This window comes from Streptomyces manipurensis (assembly GCF_049570255.1).
GTDB lineage: Bacteria > Actinomycetota > Actinomycetes > Streptomycetales > Streptomycetaceae > Streptomyces > Streptomyces manipurensis.
In genome coordinates this window covers 4,114,501-4,131,360 of the sequence record NZ_CP186950.1, presented here as the reverse complement: position 1 = coordinate 4,131,360, position 16,860 = coordinate 4,114,501, and the positions used below count along the sequence as shown (strand labels likewise).

The window sequence follows — 16,860 nt, the reverse complement described above, 5'->3', positions numbered from 1 at the left end:
ATGCCCGATCGCACGCCCCTGAAACGACCCTAACCCGCAAGGCCGCCGGTGGCCGGAATCCTTCGCACGGGAGCAACACCGCCTTCACATTCGGGCGGCGGGCATGGGGAAGGATGGACGGATGATCCGATTCGAGCAGGTGACCAAGCGCTACCCCGACGGGACGACGGCCGTCGAGGATCTGTCCTTCGAGGTGGCGGAGGGCGAGCTGGTCGCACTCGTGGGACCGTCCGGCTGCGGCAAGACGACCACCATGAAGATGGTCAACCGGCTGATCGACCCGACCTCGGGCCGCGTCCTGGTGAACGGCGAGGACATCGCCGGGGCCGATCCCGTCGCACTGCGCCGCCGGATCGGCTACGTCATCCAGCAGGTGGGACTGTTCCCGCACCGGACGGTCCTGGAGAACACCGCGACCGTGCCGCAGCTGGTCGGCACCCCGAAGGCCGCGGCCCGCGCACGGGCCGCCGAACTGCTCGAACTGGTCGGCCTGGACCCGGCCGTGCACGGGAGCCGCTATCCGCACCAGCTCTCGGGCGGCCAGCGCCAGCGCGTCGGCGTGGCCCGCGCCCTGGCCGCCGATCCGCCGGTGCTGCTGATGGACGAACCCTTCGGGGCGGTGGACCCGGTGGTGCGCGAGCGGCTGCAGAACGAGTTCCTGACGCTCCAGAAGACGGTGCGCAAGACCATCCTGCTGGTCACCCACGACCTGGAGGAGGCGATCCGGCTCGGCGACCGCATCGCGGTGTACGGCACCGGCACCATCGAGCAGTTCGCCCGCCCGGCGGCGCTGCTGAGCGCCCCGGCCACCCCGTACGTGGCCTCCTTCGTCGGCTCCGACCGGGGGCTGAAACGGCTCGCGGTCACGGCCGTCACCGAGGCCGACCTGGAGCCGGCCGGGGACCCCGCCCCGGGGGTCTCGGTGGAGCTGGGCGCGTCGCTGCGCGAGGCCCTGGCCGCGCTGCTGCAGGAGGACTCGGGCCGGATCGCGGTGACGGACCCGGAGACGGGGACCCCGGCCGGTGTCCTGACCCCGCAGGGCGTGCACCGGGCGCTGCGGCGGGCCGAGCTGCAGGAGGCATGAAAACAGGAGGCATGAAAAAGGGGCCCGACCTCTCGGTCGGGCCCCTGCTCCCGGCGTCCCACCGCACGGCCGTCAGGCCTGGATGCGTCCGCTCATCCACACCAGCATGGGCGGGATCTCGCGCCGCCACGTGTTGAAGTTGTGGCCGCCGCTGTCGAGGATGATCGACGAGACCCGGTCCGGACCCTGCACCTTCTTGATGAACTTGCGGGTGTCGACGAGGTTCGGCTCGCCCTTCTCGCTGCTGGTGACGAGGTAGGACGTACCGGTCGGCTTCTTGTTCGCGATGCTGTGCAGGACGTCCGCGCGCTTCTTCAGCTTCTCGTCGCCGTGGAAGAGGTCACCGGTCGTCGGGTCGTCCGGCGCCTCGTAGTACGCGGACAGACCCGCGGCGGCACCGAAGGTCTGCGGGTAGTGCGTGGCGATCTTCAGGGCGCAGTAGCCGCCCGTGGAGTTGCCGATGAAGCCCATGTTCTCGGGCTTCTTGCCCACCCGGAAGGTGTCGGTGATGGCCTGCGGGAGGTCCACGCCGAAGAAGGTCTCGGTCTGCGGACCGTCGGGGACGTCCACGCACTCGGTGTCACGCGGCGGTGCGACCGTCGGCCGGAGCATGACCAGGATCATCGGCTTCATCTTGCCCGCCTTGGACAGGCTGAAGGCCTTCATGGGGTAGTCGAGCCCTTTGATCAGGTTCTCGGCCGTGCCCGGGTAGCCGGTCAGGACGATGGACGCCGGGAAGTTCTCGTCCTTGTGCTGCGGCTGGAAGTACTCCGGCGGGAGCCACACGTAGCCCGGGCTCGTTATCTTCGACTTCTGCCCGGATATGGCCACCTTCAGGATCTGACCGCCCACCTGGGGCTTCGCGCCGCCGGGCACGTCCAGCTTCTGCTTGTCGACGACCTTGATGTCCTTACTGCTCATCGAGTGGTCGACGACCTTGCCCATGGAGGTCTCCCGGCCCAGCAGGTCGGCCCAGGAACCGTAGAACAGGAAGGACTTGTTGGCCGCGAGCCCCACAGCGGAGAACAGCGCCAGCTGCGTCGCCAGCAGCAGACCGATCCGGCCGGTGAACGCGCGCCAGGTGCGGCCCGACAGCTTCGGCCAGAACCACACCGTGGCTGCGAACAGCAGCACACCGGCGAGGACGGCCAGCGCCAGAACCGTATTACTGGTGAGACCCATGAGCAGTCAGTCGACTTTCTGATGGCAGGACTGGAAATTTCCGACGGAAGAGTGAACCCGCTTCGCGTCGATGTCGTCCTAAGGGACGCACCACACACCGGAGGCTGTCGCGGCCTTCGGCCACATGATCTCTCGCGGAGCAACGGGAAGCGATGTCTAGCAGGATAGATGGCGATAAGTCGGGACAGGTTCCGAGCAGGGTCCGCCGAATCCTCCGAGGTCCACAGCCGGAGTCGGTGCCCGGCCTGGTAGGTACGGCCGTCATGATCGTCGGCCTTCTGGACATCGCGGCGGGGGTGTTCCCGCGCTTCCGGCACAGCCGGATCCACGCGGTCACCGAGGTGCTGCCCGGCTCGCTGGGCCCCTTCGCCGCGGCCCTCTCCATCAGCGCCGGCGTACTGCTGCTGCTGCTCGCCCACGGTCTCAAGCGCCACAAGCGCCGCGCCTGGCGTGCCGCCGTCGTGCTGCTGCCCGCGGGCGCCGCCGCCCAGTTCATCTACCGCCACTCGGTCATCGGCGTGATCATCGCGGCGGTGCTGCTCACCCTGCTCCTCGTCCACCACAAGGAGTTCCGGGCGCTGCCCGACCCGCGCAGCCGCTGGAAGGCGCTCGCGAACTTCGTCCTGATGAGCGCCGGCTCCATCGGCCTCGGCCTGGTCATCGTGAACGTGCACCCGGGCAAGGTCGTCGGCAACCCGAGCCTCTACGAGCAGATCACCCACGTCGTCTACGGCCTCTTCGGCTTCGAGGGCCCCGTCGACTACGCGGGCCGGGTGTCCTGGACCGTCGGCTACTCCCTCGGCGCCCTCGGCATGCTGACCGCCCTCACCACCATCTACCTCGCCTTCCGCCCCGAGCACCCCGCCGCCCGGCTCACCGCCGACGACGAGGGCCGGCTGCGCGAGCTGCTCGCCCGGCACGGCGGCCGCGACTCCCTCGGCCACTTCGCGCTCCGCCGCGACAAGGCCGTCGTCTTCTCCCCCAGCGGCAAGGCGGCCGTCACCTACCGCGTCGTCTCCGGCGTGATGCTCGCCTCCGGCGACCCGATCGGCGACGTCGAGGCGTGGCCCGGCGCGATCGAGCGCTTCATGGAGGAGGCCAAGGCCCACTCCTGGACCCCGGCCGTCATGGGCTGCAGCGAGACCGGCGGCGAGGTCTGGACCCGCGAGACCGGCCTGGACGCCCTGGAGCTGGGTGACGAGGCGATTGTCGATGTCAAAGACTTCTCCCTTTCCGGCCGGGCCATGCGCAACGTCCGCCAGATGGTGAAGCGCATCGAGCGCAACGGCTACACCACCAAGGTCCGCCGGGTCAGCGAGCTGACCCAGGAGGAGCTGGAGCAGGTCCGCGGCGCCGCCGAGGCCTGGCGCGGCACCGACACCGAGCGCGGCTTCTCGATGGCGCTGGGCCGGGTCGGCGACCCGGGCGACGGCGACTGCTTCATCGCCACGGCCCACCGCGTCGAGGAGGGCGACACCAGCCCCTTCGGCGACCTGAAGGCCATCCAGCACTTCGTGCCGTGGGGCAAGGACGGCATGTCGCTCGAACTGATGCGACGCGACCGCGGCGCCGACCCGGGCATGAACGAGCTGCTGATCGTCGCCTCCCTGGAGGCCGCCCCGTCGCTGGGCATCGAGCGCGTCTCGCTGAACTTCGCGATGTTCCGCTCGGCCCTGGCCCGCGGTGAGAAGATCGGCGCCGGCCCGGTCCTGCGGATGTGGCGCAACCTGCTGGTCTTCCTCTCCCGCTGGTTCCAGATCGAGTCGCTCTACAAGTTCAACGCCAAGTTCCGGCCCCGCTGGGAGCCCCGCTTCGTGGTCTTCCGCACCACCCGGGACCTGCCCCGCATCGGCTTCGCCGCGATGCAGGCCGAGGGCTTCGTCACCCTGGCCCTGCCCCGGCTGTTCGCCAGCCGCCGCCGTCCCAAGCCGGTCCGCACCTGCACCCACAACCTGGTGGCGACCGTGCCCCAGCAGCGCGAGCGCGAGGTCCAGGCGGCCTGAGCCCGGACAGCGACACCGCACCAGGGCGCACACCGCTCCTCCGAAGGCCCGGCCGGCACCCCCGGCCGGGCCTTCGCGCTGCCACGGGCCGGCCCGCCCTCCCCGGCGCCCGTCACCCCGTACCGCCACGGCCCGGACCCTGCCGTGTCCAGGTCAGGCCTACCCTGGACCCATGAACACGAAGCGTGGAGCCACCGGCCGGGGCCGGGTCGAAGGTCTGCCGGAGTGGGACCGCTGCGCGGTCATGGGCGTCGTGAACGTCACCCCCGACTCCTTCTCCGACGGCGGCCGCTGGTTCGACACCACCGCGGCCGTCAAGCGGGGCCTCGACCTCGTCGCGCAGGGCGCCGACCTCGTCGACGTCGGCGGCGAGTCCACCCGGCCCGGAGCCTCCCGCGTCGACGAGGACGAGGAACTGCGCCGGGTCATACCCGTGGTCCGCGGCCTGGCCTCCGAGGGCGTCACCGTCTCCGTGGACACCATGCGCGCCGCCGTCGCCGCCCGCGCCGTCGAGGCCGGCGCCACCCTGGTCAACGACGTCAGCGGCGGACTGGCCGACCCCGGCATGATCCCGGCCGTCGCCGCGGCCGAGGTGCCCTTCGTCGTCATGCACTGGCGCGGCTTCAGCGCCGGCATGAACGGCCTCGCCGTCTACGAGGACGTCCTCGCCGAGGTCACCTCCGAACTGCGCACCAGGATCGACGCGGTCGTGGGCGGCGGCATCGCCCCCGAACGCCTCCTCGTCGACCCCGGCCTCGGCTTCGCCAAGAACGCCGAGCACGACCTGGCCCTCGTCGCGCACCTCGCCGAGCTGCGCGCCCTGGGCTTCCCGCTGCTGGTCGCCGCCTCCCGCAAGCGCTTTCTCGGCCGGGTGCTGGCCGGCAGCGGCGAGGGCACCCCGCCCCCCGCCCGCGAACGCGACGCCGCCACGGCCGCCGTCTCCGCGATCGCCGCCCACCACGGCGCCTGGGCCGTACGGGTCCACGAGGTACGGGCGAGCGCGGACGCGGTTCGGGTGGCCCGTGCCGTGGAAGGGGCACTCTGAACCTCGACGCCCGCGACCGCCAAGGAGCACTGTGAGCAGAACCGACATCGAAGCGGTCGAAGAGGTCAACACGGCCTTCTACGAGGCAATGGAGCGGGGGGACTTCGACGCTCTGTCGGCGCTGTGGCTCGAGGACGAGATCTCCTGCGTGCACCCCGGCTGGCCGGTGCTGTCGGGCCGCGGCGAGGTGCTCCGCTCGTACGCGCTGATCATGTCCCACACCGAGTACATCCAGTTCTTCCTCACCGACACCAAAGTGGCCGTCGTGGGCGACTCGGCACTGGTCACCTGCACGGAGAACATCCTCAGCGGCGGGCCCGCCGAGGACGGCGGGGAGCTCGGCCCGCTCGTCGGCCAGCTGGTCGTCGCCACGAATGTGTTCCGACGCACATCGGAGGGCTGGCGCCTGTGGTCCCACCACGGTTCTCCGGTGCTCACGGAGTCCGAGGACGAGGACGAGGAGGACGCCTCCTGACCCCGACGGCGGGGGCCGGAGTATTTCGCAGGTAAATTCGAAGACGGACGACGCCGACCGCACTCGGCGTAGGCCCATGGCCCCGGGAAGCCCCCGGGACCGGAAGAACCTACGAAAGCAGGAGTGATTCGCGTGGATCGTGTCGCACTGCGCGGCCTCAAGGCCCGCGGGCACCACGGCGTCTTCCCCCGGGAACGCGAGGAGGGCCAGACCTTCATCGTCGACCTCGTGCTGCACCTCGACACCCGCCCCGCGGCGGCCGGGGACGACCTGGCGAAGACCGTGCACTACGGGGTCGTCGCCGAGGAGGTCGTCGACGTGGTCCAGGGCGAGCCCGTGGACCTGATCGAAACCCTCGCGGAGCGAATCGCCCAGCAGTGCCTCAAGCACGAAGCGGTGGCGCAGGTGGAGGTCGTCGTCCACAAGCCGGACGCACCCATCACCGTCCCCTTCGACGACGTGACCATCACGATCACCCGGAGCCGCGCATGAACCACGGACTGAACGCCCCGAGCGACCCCACCGTCCAGCCGGTGCCCGCCTCCGTCGTGGAGACGGTCGACGCGGCGGACGTGACCCTGTCCAACCCCAAATGGGCCGTGCTCGCGCTCGGCGCGAACCTGGGCAACCGCCTGGAGACCCTCCAGGGCGCCGTCGACGCCCTCGGAGACACCCCGGGCATGCGGGTCAAGGCCGTCTCCCCCGTGTACGAGACGGAGCCGTGGGGCGTCGAGCCGGGCTCGCAGCCCTCGTACCTCAACGCGGTCGTCGCCGTGAAGACCACCCTGCCCCCGTCCTCCCTGCTGGAGCGCGGCCACGCCATCGAAGAGGCCTTCGACCGCGTCCGCGAGGAGCGTTGGGGCCCCCGCACCATCGACGTCGACATCGTCGCCTACGCGGACACCGTCTCCGACGACCCGGCCCTCACCCTCCCGCACCCGCGCGCCCACCAGCGCGCGTTCGTCCTGGCGCCCTGGAACGACATCGACCCCGAGGCCCAGCTGCCGGGCCACGGAGCGGTCTCGGCGCTGCTGGCCGGAATCGGCCTCACCGGTGTGACGCCGCGCCCCGATCTGGAACTCCACCTCCCCGAATAGCCGTTAGTTTGTGGACTGCCGGGGACGGCGCAGCAAGCAGAGAGCGGGGAACGGGCACGTGAAGCAACTGAGGCCGGCGGTCCTGGCGGGGATCTTCGCCGTCGCCGGGATCCTGTCCTGGGCCGGGGCCCGGCTGTGGAACGCCTACGGCACCCTGCCCGGGGTCCCGCTGGCCGCCCCGATCGTCCTCGGCGTCATCGCCGTCGTGCTGCTGGCCACCGCCCTGTCCCTGCGGGCCCGCCTGAAGGCCCAGCGGGAGCGGCGGCCGGGCGCCAAGGGCGTGGAGCCGCTGATGGCGGCCCGGGCACTGGTCTTCGGGCAGGCCAGCGCCCTCGTGGCGGCCCTGGTGGCGGGCATGTACGGCGGGGTCGGCGTCTTCCTGCTGACCGACGCCCTGGACGTCCCGGCCCGCCGCGACCAGGCCTGGTACGCCGGCTTCTCCGTCCTGGCGGGCATCGCGGTCATCGCCGCGGCCCTCTTCCTGGAGCACGTCCTGAAACTCCCGGAGGACGACGACGACACCCCGACCCCGGAATCCCCGGCCCGGGCCTGAGCCTCAGCCTGGGGCCCGCACGAGGTGCCCGTTCACCAGGAAGCCGGGGTGCGGTGCGAGCCGGAAGCCGTACACCGTGGACGGCTTGGTGCTCGGTGCCCGTGCTGTGACGGCCCTGACCTCGACCCAGTTCGACTCGTCGAGGTCGAGGGCGTGCTCCTCCGCCCGGAACGTCCCGCGCGTCGGCCAGCTGTCGGCGACGACGAGCCGCGACGCCAGGCCCTTCGCCCGTGGCGTGAACCGCGCGCCCACGATCGTGGCGAGCTCAGCCAGGAACGGCACGTTCGAGCTGATGAGCACCCTGGCCGGCCATCGGGTGACCCTGTACCCGTCACCGTCCTCGTATCCGTCCAGGAACCCGTCGAAGGTCGCCGCGTCCCTGAGTACGACGCGGGGAAAGCGCTGGCGCAGGTGGTGGGGGTCACCGCCCACGTACTGCCGCATGAGGTCGGCGAGGTAGGAAGAGACGACACGGACCCGAAAGCCGGGTACGTCCCGGCCGAGGTAGCCGGAGGGTCTCGTCACGGCTTCCAGCCGCGCGGCCAGGCCTGTGACGAGAGTCAGCGAATCCGCGTACTTCGCGGCGAACGCCTCGTCGTTGACCACGAGGGACACGTAGTTCTTGCCCACCGTGCCGTCGGAGCAGGTAGCCCCCACCAGGTAGCCGAACTCATAGCCGGGCTGGACCGAAAACCTTCCCCGCCGCAGTTTGCGAGCCTGCGACCAGGCCACCACGGTGCCGACGGCGTCCCGCGCGTGCGTCCATCCGTCGGGAGTCCACAGCAGCTGGTCGGGGGCCACGGTGAAGGTCGCGTGGTCCGTGGTGACGTCGACGAGCGCACGCGTCCTGGCCACGCGTACGTCGGTGACCTCGGTCGGTTCGGTTCGGCCTCCCCGCAAGGTCCACAAGCGGTCTCCCGGGCGGACGTCTCGCGCCCGCAGCCGCCCGCCGACCGCATTCACCGTCTGCCTGCTCGGCACGCCCCACACCATCGGTGCCCCTCCGCGCACTGGAGTCACGGAGGGGCACCGTAGCGGACAGCACCGACAACGCGGCTAGCGCGCCATGATCAGGCTCATCGCCTCGGCGCGGGTGGCCGTGGCGCGGAGCTGGCCGCGGACGGCGGACGTGGTGGTCTTGGCGCCCGGCTTGCGGATGCCGCGGACCGACATGCACATGTGCTCGGCCTCGACCACGACGATGGCGCCGCGCGCGTCGAGGATCTCCATCAGGGAGTCCGCTATCTGGGTCGTGAGGCGTTCCTGCACCTGCGGGCGGCGGGCGTAGACCTCCACGAGGCGGGCGAGCTTCGACAGGCCCGTGATCTTGCCGTTCTCCGCCGGGATGTAGCCGACGTGCGCGACACCGTGGAATGGCAAAAGATGATGTTCACACAGGGAAACGATCTCGATGTCCTTCACCAGGACCATCTCGTCGTGGCCGAGGTCGAACACGGTCGTCAGCACGTCCTCCGGCTTCTGCCACAGCCCGGCCAGGATCTCCCGGTAGGCGCGCGCCACGCGCGCCGGGGTTTCCAGGAGGCCTTCGCGGTCCGGGTCCTCGCCGACCGCGATCAGGAGTTCGCGGACCGCTGCCTCCGCGCGCTTCTCGTCGAACTCGCCGATCCTGCCCTCGTCACCGGTCAGGGTCACTGGGTCGGTCATCTCATCCTCGTTCCTGTCCGCACACGCGGTCGTACAAATGTGCCGCGCCCCCCAGGCTAGAACCTGGGGGGCGCGGCTTCCATTCCGGGTGGGGCGAGCCCCTGGCTACTCGGGGCGGTCCTCCGGAGCCACCTCGATGCCCTTCTCCGTGGAGACCGGCGTGGCGGCGGAGGTGCCGTTCGCCGCGTTCGTCAGCTGGAGCTCCTTGGGAGAGAGCACCGGCGGACGGGTGGAGGGGGTGCGGCGGGAGGAGCCGGTCCACGCGGGGCGGGCCGGGCGCTTGACAATGGTCGAGAAGATCTCGGCGATCTCCTCCTTGCCCAGCGTCTCCTTCTCCAGCAGCGCGAGGACGAGGTTGTCGAGGACGTCGCGGTTCTCGACGAGGATCTCCCAGGCCTCGTTGTGCGCGGTCTCGATGAGCTTCTTGACCTCTTCGTCGACCAGCGCCGCGACCTCTTCCGAGTAGTCCCGCGGGTGCGACATCTCGCGGCCCAGGAACGGCTCGGTGTTGTCGCCGCCGAACTTGATCGCGCCGAGACGCTCGGTCATGCCGTACTGCGTGACCATGGCTCGCGCCGTGGCCGTGGCCTTCTCGATGTCGTTCGCCGCGCCCGTGGTCGGGTCGTGGAAGACGAGCTCCTCTGCCGCGCGCCCGCCCAGCATGTAGGCGAGCTGGTCGAGCATCTCGTTGCGCGTGGTGGAGTACTTGTCCTCGTCGGGCAGGACCATCGTGTAGCCCAGGGCCCGGCCGCGGGACAGGATCGTGATCTTGTGGACCGGGTCGGAGTTCGGCGAGGCCGCCGCGACCAGGGCGTGTCCGCCCTCGTGGTACGCGGTGATCTTCTTCTCGCGGTCCGACATGATCCGGGTCCGCTTCTGCGGGCCCGCCACGACGCGGTCGATCGCCTCGTCCAGCATGTGGTTGTCGATCAGCTTCTTGTCCGAGCGGGCCGTGAGGAGCGCGGCCTCGTTCAGGACGTTGGAGAGATCGGCACCGGTGAAGCCGGGGGTGCGACGGGCGACGGCCGAGAGGTCGACGTCCGGAGCGACCGGCTTGCCCTTCTGGTGGACCTTGAGGATCTCCAGACGGCCCTGCATGTCGGGACGGTCGACCGCGATCTGCCGGTCGAAACGGCCCGGGCGCAGCAGCGCCGGGTCGAGGATGTCGGGGCGGTTCGTGGCGGCGATCAGGATGACGCCGCCCTTCACGTCGAAGCCGTCCATCTCGACGAGCAGCTGGTTGAGGGTCTGCTCGCGCTCGTCGTGGCCGCCGCCGAGGCCCGCACCGCGGTGCCGGCCGACGGCGTCGATCTCGTCGACGAAGACGATCGCCGGGGCGTTGGCCTTGGCCTGTTCGAACAGGTCGCGGACACGCGAGGCACCGACACCGACGAACATCTCGACGAAGTCGGATCCGGAGATCGAGTAGAAGGGAACGCCGGCCTCGCCCGCGACGGCGCGCGCCAGCAGGGTCTTGCCGGTGCCGGGCGGGCCGTACAGCAGCACGCCCTTGGGGATCTTGGCGCCGACGGCCTGGAACTTCGCCGGCTCCTGGAGGAACTCCTTGATCTCGTGGAGCTCCTCGACGGCCTCGTCCGAGCCCGCGACATCGGCGAACGTCGTCTTCGGGGTGTCCTTGGTGATGAGCTTGGCCTTGGACTTCCCGAAGTTCATGACCCGGGAGCCGCCGCCCTGCATCTGGTTCATCAGGAACAGGAAGACAACGACGATGAGGACGAAGGGCAGGAGCGAGAGCAGCACGCTCAGGAACGGGCTGGTCTTGTCCGGCGTGACGGAGTAGCCGTCCGGGATCTGACCGGCGTCGTACTTGGTCTGGAGGGTCTGGGCGAGCTGGACGCCCTGATCCCCGATGTAGTTGGCCTGGAACTTGGTGCCGTCGTGCTTGCCGAGCTTCTGGCCTTGCTTGAGCTCAATCTTGATCATCTGGCTGTCGCCGGTGGTCAGCTTGGCTGTCTCCACCTGACCAGTGTTGATCGCCTTGATGACCTCGCTGGTGTCCACCGACTTGTAGCCGCCGCCGGAGCCGACGACATTCATCAACACGACCACGGCGAGGACGGCCAGCACGATCCACATGACCGGCCCACGGAAGTATCGCTTCACGTCCATCCATACGGGGTGCCGGGCACCCCGTCCCTCCTGCCCGTAGGTAAATGCTGCTGTGAGTAAAGACTGTTCTTCGGAATGTACCCCTGAATTGTCGCCCGCGGTCCCGTGGGACGGCTGACAGACCCGCCTTCCCCTGCTTCAACGGGGGGAATCGCCCCCAGGTTCCCCGGAGCGGGTGTGCTCCTCGCGGGGACCCCGGGGGGACGGAGGGGTGATCAGCCGCCGTAGACGTGCGGGGCGAGCGTGCCGACGAAGGGCAGGTTGCGGTACTTCTCGGCGTAGTCGAGGCCGTAGCCGACGACGAACTCGTTGGGGATGTCGAAGCCGACCCACTTGACGTCGATCGCGACCTTCGCCGCCTCGGGCTTGCGCAGCAGCGTGACGACCTCCAGGGAGGCCGGCTGGCGGGAGCCCAGGTTCGACAGGAGCCAGGACAGGGTCAGGCCCGAGTCGATGATGTCCTCGACGATCAGGACGTGCTTGTCCTTGATGTCCGTGTCCAGGTCCTTGAGGATCCGCACCACACCGGAGGACTGGGTCCCGGCGCCGTACGAGGACACCGCCATCCAGTCCATCGTGAGCGGGGTGGACAAGGCGCGCGCCAGGTCCGCCATCACCATCACGGCGCCCTTGAGCACACCGACGATGAGCAGGTCCTTGCCCGCGTACTCCGCGTCGATCTTCGCGGCCAGCTCGGCCAGCTTCGCGTCGATCTCTTCCTTGGTGATGAGCACCGACTGGAGGTCGCTGCCCATGTCCTTCTCGTCCACCCGCATCACTTTCGTTGTCGGCCGGGGCTCCGGGGTGTCCCCCGGAGGACTCAGCCGTGTTTCAGCACCAATCAGCCCTGCCGGATGACAAGTCTGCCACCCTGCCGCTGGGCCTCGACCCGGCCGGGCAGGTTGATGGCGCCCTGACCGCGCCATCCGGTGATGAGCCGGTCGACTTCCTCGATGTGGCGGGCGAAGAGGGAGCCGGCCGGGGAACCCGCGGCGACCACGGCCCTGCGCAGTACGCGGCGGCGGACGGCGGGGGGCAGGGCGTAGAGCTTGGCGCACTCCAGGCGGCCGTCCTCGTCGCGGACTCCGTGCTCCGCCTCGGCGGCCCAGGAGTCCAGGGCGTCGGCGTCGTCACGGGAGAGCTGGGCGGTGCGGGCGAGGGCCTCGACGACGCCCTTGCCGAGCGCCTTCTCCAGGGCGGGGAGTCCTTCGTGGCGCAGGCGCGAGCGGGTGTAGGCGGGGTCCATGTTGTGCGGGTCGTCCCAGACGGCCAGGGACTGGACCATGCACGCCTTGCGGGCGGTCTGCCGGTCGACCTGGAGGAAGGGGCGCCGGTAGCGGTGGCTGCGGCCGGGACGGCCGGGGCCGCCGGGGCCTCCCGAGACCTCGGGCATGCCGGAGAGCGAGCGGATGCCGGAGCCTCGGGCCAGTCCCAGCAGGACGGTTTCCGCTTGATCGTCCCGGGTGTGGCCGAGCAGGACGGCGGCCGCGCCGAGGCGGTCGGCGGCCTCGTCCAGGGCTCCGTAGCGGGCGTCGCGGGCGGCGGCCTCGGGGCCGCCGTCGCGGCCGACGCGCACGGCGACGGACTCCACCGGGTCGAGGCCGAGGGCGGTCATGCGGCTGACGACCTCGGCGGCGCGCAGGTCGGAGCCGGCCTGGAGGCCGTGGTCGACGGTGATGCCGCCGGCCCGGATGCCGAGTTTGGGGGCCTCGAAGGCGAGGGCGGAGGCGAGCGCCATGGAGTCGGCGCCGCCGGAACAGGCGACGAGGACGAGCGGCGGTGCGCCCGCCCCGGTGCGGCGGGCCGCGCGCGGGACCGTGCCGGACGGGGTCCGGGGGACGGTCAGCTCGGTGAGGACGTCGTGGAGTACGCGGCGGACCGCCAGGCGTATCGCCGCGACCGCAGGATGGGGACCCATGTCCGGTGCCCTTCGGTGGAGTTCGGATGCCTCGGAGGCTTCGGGGTGGTGCGATGGGGGTGTGCTGCCCGGCTGCCCCCGCGGACGGGAGGATGTCACTCAGAGTGCGTCGATGGTGACAGAGTCGAACCGTTCCCCGAGCATTGCACGCCCTTCTCGGCCTCACGGTCCCTCGGACGGGTGACGCTGCTTCCCCCGGTGAGACATGTTTAGGCCTCTACGGCACATGTGACGCGAGTGAACCAGTGGGGCCCGCGGTGGCCGTCCCGGGCGGGCGGGACGGCTCGCGCGCCCGTGCGTCACGCTTCGTGGCTCCCTTCGCCGGCCTTGCGGTGGACGCGGGCCACCCAGTCGGCGGGCCGGTCGATCTCCGCCTTGGTGGGCAGCGTGTTCGGCGAGGTCCAGACCCGGTTGAAGCCGTCCATGCCGACCTGGCCGACGACGGCGCGGACGAAGCGCTCGCCGTCGCGGTACTGGCGCAGTTTGGCGTCGAGGCCGAGCAGCTTGCGCAGGGCGGCGTCGAGGCGGCCGGCCCCGCTGGCGCGGCGTTGCTGGAACTTCTCGCGGATCTCGGCGACGGAGGGCACCACCTGGGGGCCGACGCCGTCCATGACGAAGTCGGCGTGGCCCTCCAGCAGGGACATGACGGCCGTGAGGCGGCCGAGGATCTCGCGCTGTTCGGGGGTCTGCACCAGTTCGACCAGGGAGCGGCCCTCTTCGCCGCGCTCGGCGTCCGGGCGGGCCCCGGAGAAGGACTGGGCGGCTTCCCGGACGCGTTCCAGCACGGTCATCGGGTCCATCTCGGTGGCGCCCAGGAACGTCTGGATTTCGCCTTCGAGGTGGTCGCGCAGCCAGGGGACGGCGGTGAACTGGGTACGGTGCGTCTCCTCGTGCAGGCAGACCCAGAGCCGGAAGTCGTGCGGGTTCACCTCCAGCTCGCGCTCGACGTGCACGATGTTCGGGGCGACGAGCAGCAGCCTGCCGCCCGCCGGGGAGGCCGGGAGGTCGCGGGAGACCGGGGCGAAGGTCTCGTACTGCCCCAGCACCCGGGAGGCCAGGAAGCTCAGCAGCATCCCGAGCTCGACGCCGGTCACCTTGCCGCCGACCGCGCCGAGGACGGCTCCGCCCGGGGCGCCGGCGCGGCGGTCCTGCATCTTGCCGAGGAGGGGCGTCAGCAGGGCCCGGAAGCCCGCGACGTTCGCCTTGACCCAGCCGGCCCGGTCGACGACCAGGACGGGCGTGTCGGGGACGGCCACCCCTTCGGGGAGCAGGGTGGCCATCCGCGTGAACTCGCGCACGTGCCGTTCCGAGGTCCTGGCGTGCCCGCGCAGCTCGGCGACGACGGCCCGCGCCTCGCCCCGGGTGACCTCCGGCCCGGGGCGTACCAGTCGGGTCGCGGTCGCCACCGCGAGATTCCAGTCGACCATCTCCGCACCACTGATGCTCGTCATGCGTCAACGGTACGTGGACGAGCCTTCCGGCGGACCCCCTACGAAGCGGCGGCGACGGCCGCGGCGAGCTTGTCGAGGGCCTTCTCGGCGCCCTCGGGGCCCGGGGTGTTCCCCGCGAGGAAGGCGAAGGCGAGGAGGCGGCCGGAGGAGTCGACCACGGTCCCGGAGAGGGAGTTGACGCCGCTGAGGGTGCCGGTCTTGGCGCGGAGCAGGCCGGCGGCCGGGGAGGTGCCGGCGTTGCGGGCGCGCAGGGTCCCGGTGAAGCCGGCGACGGGCAGGCCGGTGAGGACCGGCTTCAGCTCGGGGTGGCGCGGGTCGGCCGCCTTGGCGAGGAGGCCGGTGAGCAGCCCGGCGGTGACCCGGTCGGCGCGGTTGAGGCCGCTGCCGTCGGCGAAGCGGGAGCCGCTGACGTCGAGGCCGAGGCCGGCGAGCCGGGCGGTGACGGCCTTCTCGGCGCCCTCGAAGCCGGCGGGCTGCCCGGAGGCGAGGGCGGTCTGGCGGGCGAGGGCCTCGGCGATGTCGTTGTCGCTGTTGGTCAGCATCCGCTCGACGAGTCCGGAGACGGGGGTGGAGAGGGTGACGGCCAGCGGCTGGACTCCCGCGGCGGGCTTGGTCCGTGCGGGTTCGCCGGTGACGGTGATGCCGCGGTCGGCCAGCAGGTCGCGGAAGGCGAGGGCGGCGTCCCGGGCCGGGTCGTCGGAGCGGTCCACGGGCCCGGAGGCGGAGTCGTCGGGGCGGCCCTCGTCGGCCGCCAGGGCGGTCACGGGCGCGATGTTGGGGTTGACGCCGATCGGGTGGCGGGCGGGTCCGGTGTAGAGCGAGTCGTCGTAGCCGAGGGTCACGGTGGCGGTGCCGGCGGCCTTGAGGGCCTGTGCGGCGTCGGCGGCCAGCGCGACGAGGCTGCCGCCGGATCCGGCCGGGCTCTTGCGCTTGGCGGTGAGGGAGGGGTCCCCGCCGCCGACCAGGACGACCTGTCCGGGGGTGGCGCCGGGCACCACGGTGGTCCTGATCCGGTGCTCGGGTCCGAGGGCGGCCAGTGCGGCCGCCGCCGTGGCGATCTTGACGGTGGAGGCGGGGGTCATCGCGTTGCGCGCCCCGGACTCGAACAGCACCTGCCCGGTGGCGGTGTCGACGACGGAGGCGGAACGGGCGGTGCCGAGGGCGGGATCGGCCAGCAGGGGGCCGAGCGTGGCGGCGAGTCCCGCGCCGCCCGCGGCGGCGGGCGCCTGGCCCGGCGCGGCGCCGGGGCCGGTGGCGTCCAGCACGCCGGGGGCGCTGGGCGCGGCCTGCGGGAGGGGGCCCGAGCCGGGGTCTGCGCCGTGATCTGCGCCACCCGTGAGGCCCCAGGAGGCAGCCCTGTCCCGCTCGGCCTTACGCTGGCCGGAGTCCCAGGGACCGGCGGCGGCCACCGTTGCCACCGACAGGGCGAGGCCGGCGGCGGCCGCACCCGCGATGAGCTGCCAGGTCTTGACCGAAGGCACCTCGGACCAGCCCCTTTCGCGATCACACATATGCGTGAGGGACACTTAACCACTGCGTCTTGCCGCGAGCATGGCACCCCACCCGGCTGGGGGTACCTCCCAGCGGTACCCGGGAGGGCTTGGCCGGACGCGCTACCACTCGGAGCACATCAAGCCCCGGCACAGGGCCGGGGCTGATCATGGAGGAGCAGGACGTGGAGTTCGACGTCACCATCGAGATCCCCAAGGGTTCGCGGAACAAGTACGAGGTGGACCACGAGACCGGCCGGATCCGCCTGGACCGTCGCCTCTTCACCTCGACCAGCTACCCGACGGACTACGGCTTCGTCGAGAACACCCTCGGCGAGGACGGCGACCCGCTGGACGCGCTGGTCATCCTGGACGAGCCCACCTTCCCGGGCTGCCTGATCAAGTGCCGCGCCATCGGCATGTTCCGCATGACCGACGAGGCGGGCGGCGACGACAAGCTGCTGTGCGTCCCGGCCTCGGACCCGCGTGTCGAGCACCTGCGCGACATCCACCACATCTCGGAGTTCGACCGCCTCGAGATCCAGCACTTCTTCGAGGTCTACAAGGACCTGGAGCCGGGCAAGTCGGTCGAGGGCGCGAACTGGGTCGGCCGCACCGAGGCCGAGGCCGAGATCGAGGCCTCCTACAAGCGCCTGCAGGCGCAGGGCGGCCACCACTGAGCTCGCGCTCGGCGGTGACGGGCCGGGGGACTCCCCCGGCCCGTCGTGACACAGCGGGCGGCATCCCTCCGGGGGTGCCGCCCGTTC

At 71.2% G+C, this 16,860-nt stretch carries 16 protein-coding genes; 8 read left to right on the top strand and 8 right to left on the bottom strand.

Annotated elements, in window-relative coordinates; translation table 11 throughout:
• The first annotated feature begins 121 nt into the window (after positions 1-121).
• A complete protein-coding gene (locus ACPU2J_RS19135) occupies positions 122-1,084 on the top strand; it encodes an ABC transporter ATP-binding protein (protein WP_420080020.1) in 963 nt (320 codons plus the stop codon).
• A 72-nt stretch (positions 1,085-1,156) separates the two neighbouring features.
• Here ACPU2J_RS19135 and ACPU2J_RS19130 read toward each other — a convergent pair whose 3' ends face one another.
• Positions 1,157-2,266: an alpha/beta hydrolase gene (locus ACPU2J_RS19130; RefSeq protein ID WP_361592501.1), complete on the bottom strand. Its 1,110-nt coding sequence runs from the start codon at positions 2,264-2,266 to the stop codon at positions 1,157-1,159.
• A 152-nt stretch (positions 2,267-2,418) separates the two neighbouring features.
• On the opposite strand from ACPU2J_RS19130, the gene ACPU2J_RS19125 reads away from it, so the two are divergent.
• The 6 genes from ACPU2J_RS19125 (at position 2,419) to ACPU2J_RS19100 (ending at position 7,439) form a co-directional block, all read left to right on the top strand.
• A complete protein-coding gene (locus ACPU2J_RS19125) occupies positions 2,419-4,269 on the top strand; it encodes a phosphatidylglycerol lysyltransferase domain-containing protein (protein ID WP_361592504.1) in 1,851 nt (616 codons plus the stop codon).
• 172 nt (positions 4,270-4,441) lie between these two features.
• On the top strand, positions 4,442-5,314 hold the full coding sequence (gene folP / locus ACPU2J_RS19120) for a dihydropteroate synthase (RefSeq protein ID WP_361592507.1): 873 nt from the start codon (positions 4,442-4,444) through the stop codon (positions 5,312-5,314).
• Between the two features lie 31 nt (positions 5,315-5,345).
• Positions 5,346-5,789, top strand: coding sequence for a nuclear transport factor 2 family protein (locus ACPU2J_RS19115; RefSeq protein WP_423833699.1), 444 nt, complete (start codon positions 5,346-5,348; stop codon positions 5,787-5,789).
• A 132-nt stretch (positions 5,790-5,921) separates the two neighbouring features.
• The gene (gene folB / locus ACPU2J_RS19110) at positions 5,922-6,281 is read left to right on the top strand and encodes a dihydroneopterin aldolase (protein ID WP_030010912.1); all 360 of its coding nucleotides are present in this window, start codon (positions 5,922-5,924) and stop codon (positions 6,279-6,281) included.
• On the top strand, positions 6,278-6,886 hold the full coding sequence (gene folK, locus ACPU2J_RS19105; RefSeq protein WP_423833698.1) for a 2-amino-4-hydroxy-6-hydroxymethyldihydropteridine diphosphokinase: 609 nt from the start codon (positions 6,278-6,280) through the stop codon (positions 6,884-6,886). Before folB ends, folK begins: the two co-directional genes overlap by 4 nt.
• 58 nt (positions 6,887-6,944) lie before the next feature.
• Complete coding sequence (locus tag ACPU2J_RS19100) at positions 6,945-7,439, top strand: DUF3180 domain-containing protein (protein ID WP_399816494.1); 495 nt, start codon at positions 6,945-6,947, stop codon at positions 7,437-7,439.
• A gap of 3 nt (positions 7,440-7,442) precedes the next feature.
• Here ACPU2J_RS19100 and ACPU2J_RS19095 read toward each other — a convergent pair whose 3' ends face one another.
• From ACPU2J_RS19095 to dacB, 7 genes are all read right to left on the bottom strand, one after another.
• The gene (locus tag ACPU2J_RS19095; RefSeq protein ID WP_423833697.1) at positions 7,443-8,294 is read right to left on the bottom strand and encodes a hypothetical protein; all 852 of its coding nucleotides are present in this window, start codon (positions 8,292-8,294) and stop codon (positions 7,443-7,445) included.
• Positions 8,295-8,495: 201 nt separating this feature from the next.
• The gene (folE, locus tag ACPU2J_RS19090) at positions 8,496-9,104 is read right to left on the bottom strand and encodes a GTP cyclohydrolase I FolE (RefSeq protein WP_361592520.1); all 609 of its coding nucleotides are present in this window, start codon (positions 9,102-9,104) and stop codon (positions 8,496-8,498) included.
• Positions 9,105-9,209: 105 nt separating this feature from the next.
• Complete coding sequence (gene ftsH, locus ACPU2J_RS19085; protein ID WP_361592523.1) at positions 9,210-11,234, bottom strand: ATP-dependent zinc metalloprotease FtsH; 2,025 nt, start codon at positions 11,232-11,234, stop codon at positions 9,210-9,212.
• Positions 11,235-11,449: 215 nt separating this feature from the next.
• Positions 11,450-12,010 (bottom strand): hypoxanthine phosphoribosyltransferase, encoded by a 561-nt coding sequence (hpt, locus tag ACPU2J_RS19080; protein ID WP_030228417.1) that lies wholly within the window; start codon positions 12,008-12,010, stop codon positions 11,450-11,452.
• 65 nt (positions 12,011-12,075) lie between these two features.
• On the bottom strand, positions 12,076-13,152 hold the full coding sequence (tilS, locus tag ACPU2J_RS19075; protein ID WP_361592526.1) for a tRNA lysidine(34) synthetase TilS: 1,077 nt from the start codon (positions 13,150-13,152) through the stop codon (positions 12,076-12,078).
• Positions 13,153-13,451: 299 nt separating this feature from the next.
• Positions 13,452-14,603, bottom strand: a complete 1,152-nt coding sequence (locus tag ACPU2J_RS19070; protein ID WP_361592529.1) for a zinc-dependent metalloprotease — start codon at positions 14,601-14,603, stop codon at positions 13,452-13,454.
• Between the two features lie 38 nt (positions 14,604-14,641).
• Complete coding sequence (gene dacB / locus ACPU2J_RS19065; RefSeq protein WP_423833695.1) at positions 14,642-16,084, bottom strand: D-alanyl-D-alanine carboxypeptidase/D-alanyl-D-alanine endopeptidase; 1,443 nt, start codon at positions 16,082-16,084, stop codon at positions 14,642-14,644.
• A 194-nt stretch (positions 16,085-16,278) separates the two neighbouring features.
• Between dacB and ACPU2J_RS19060 the strand changes: the two genes are divergently transcribed.
• Complete coding sequence (locus ACPU2J_RS19060) at positions 16,279-16,773, top strand: inorganic diphosphatase (protein WP_360874330.1); 495 nt, start codon at positions 16,279-16,281, stop codon at positions 16,771-16,773.
• Positions 16,774-16,860 lie beyond the last annotated feature (87 nt).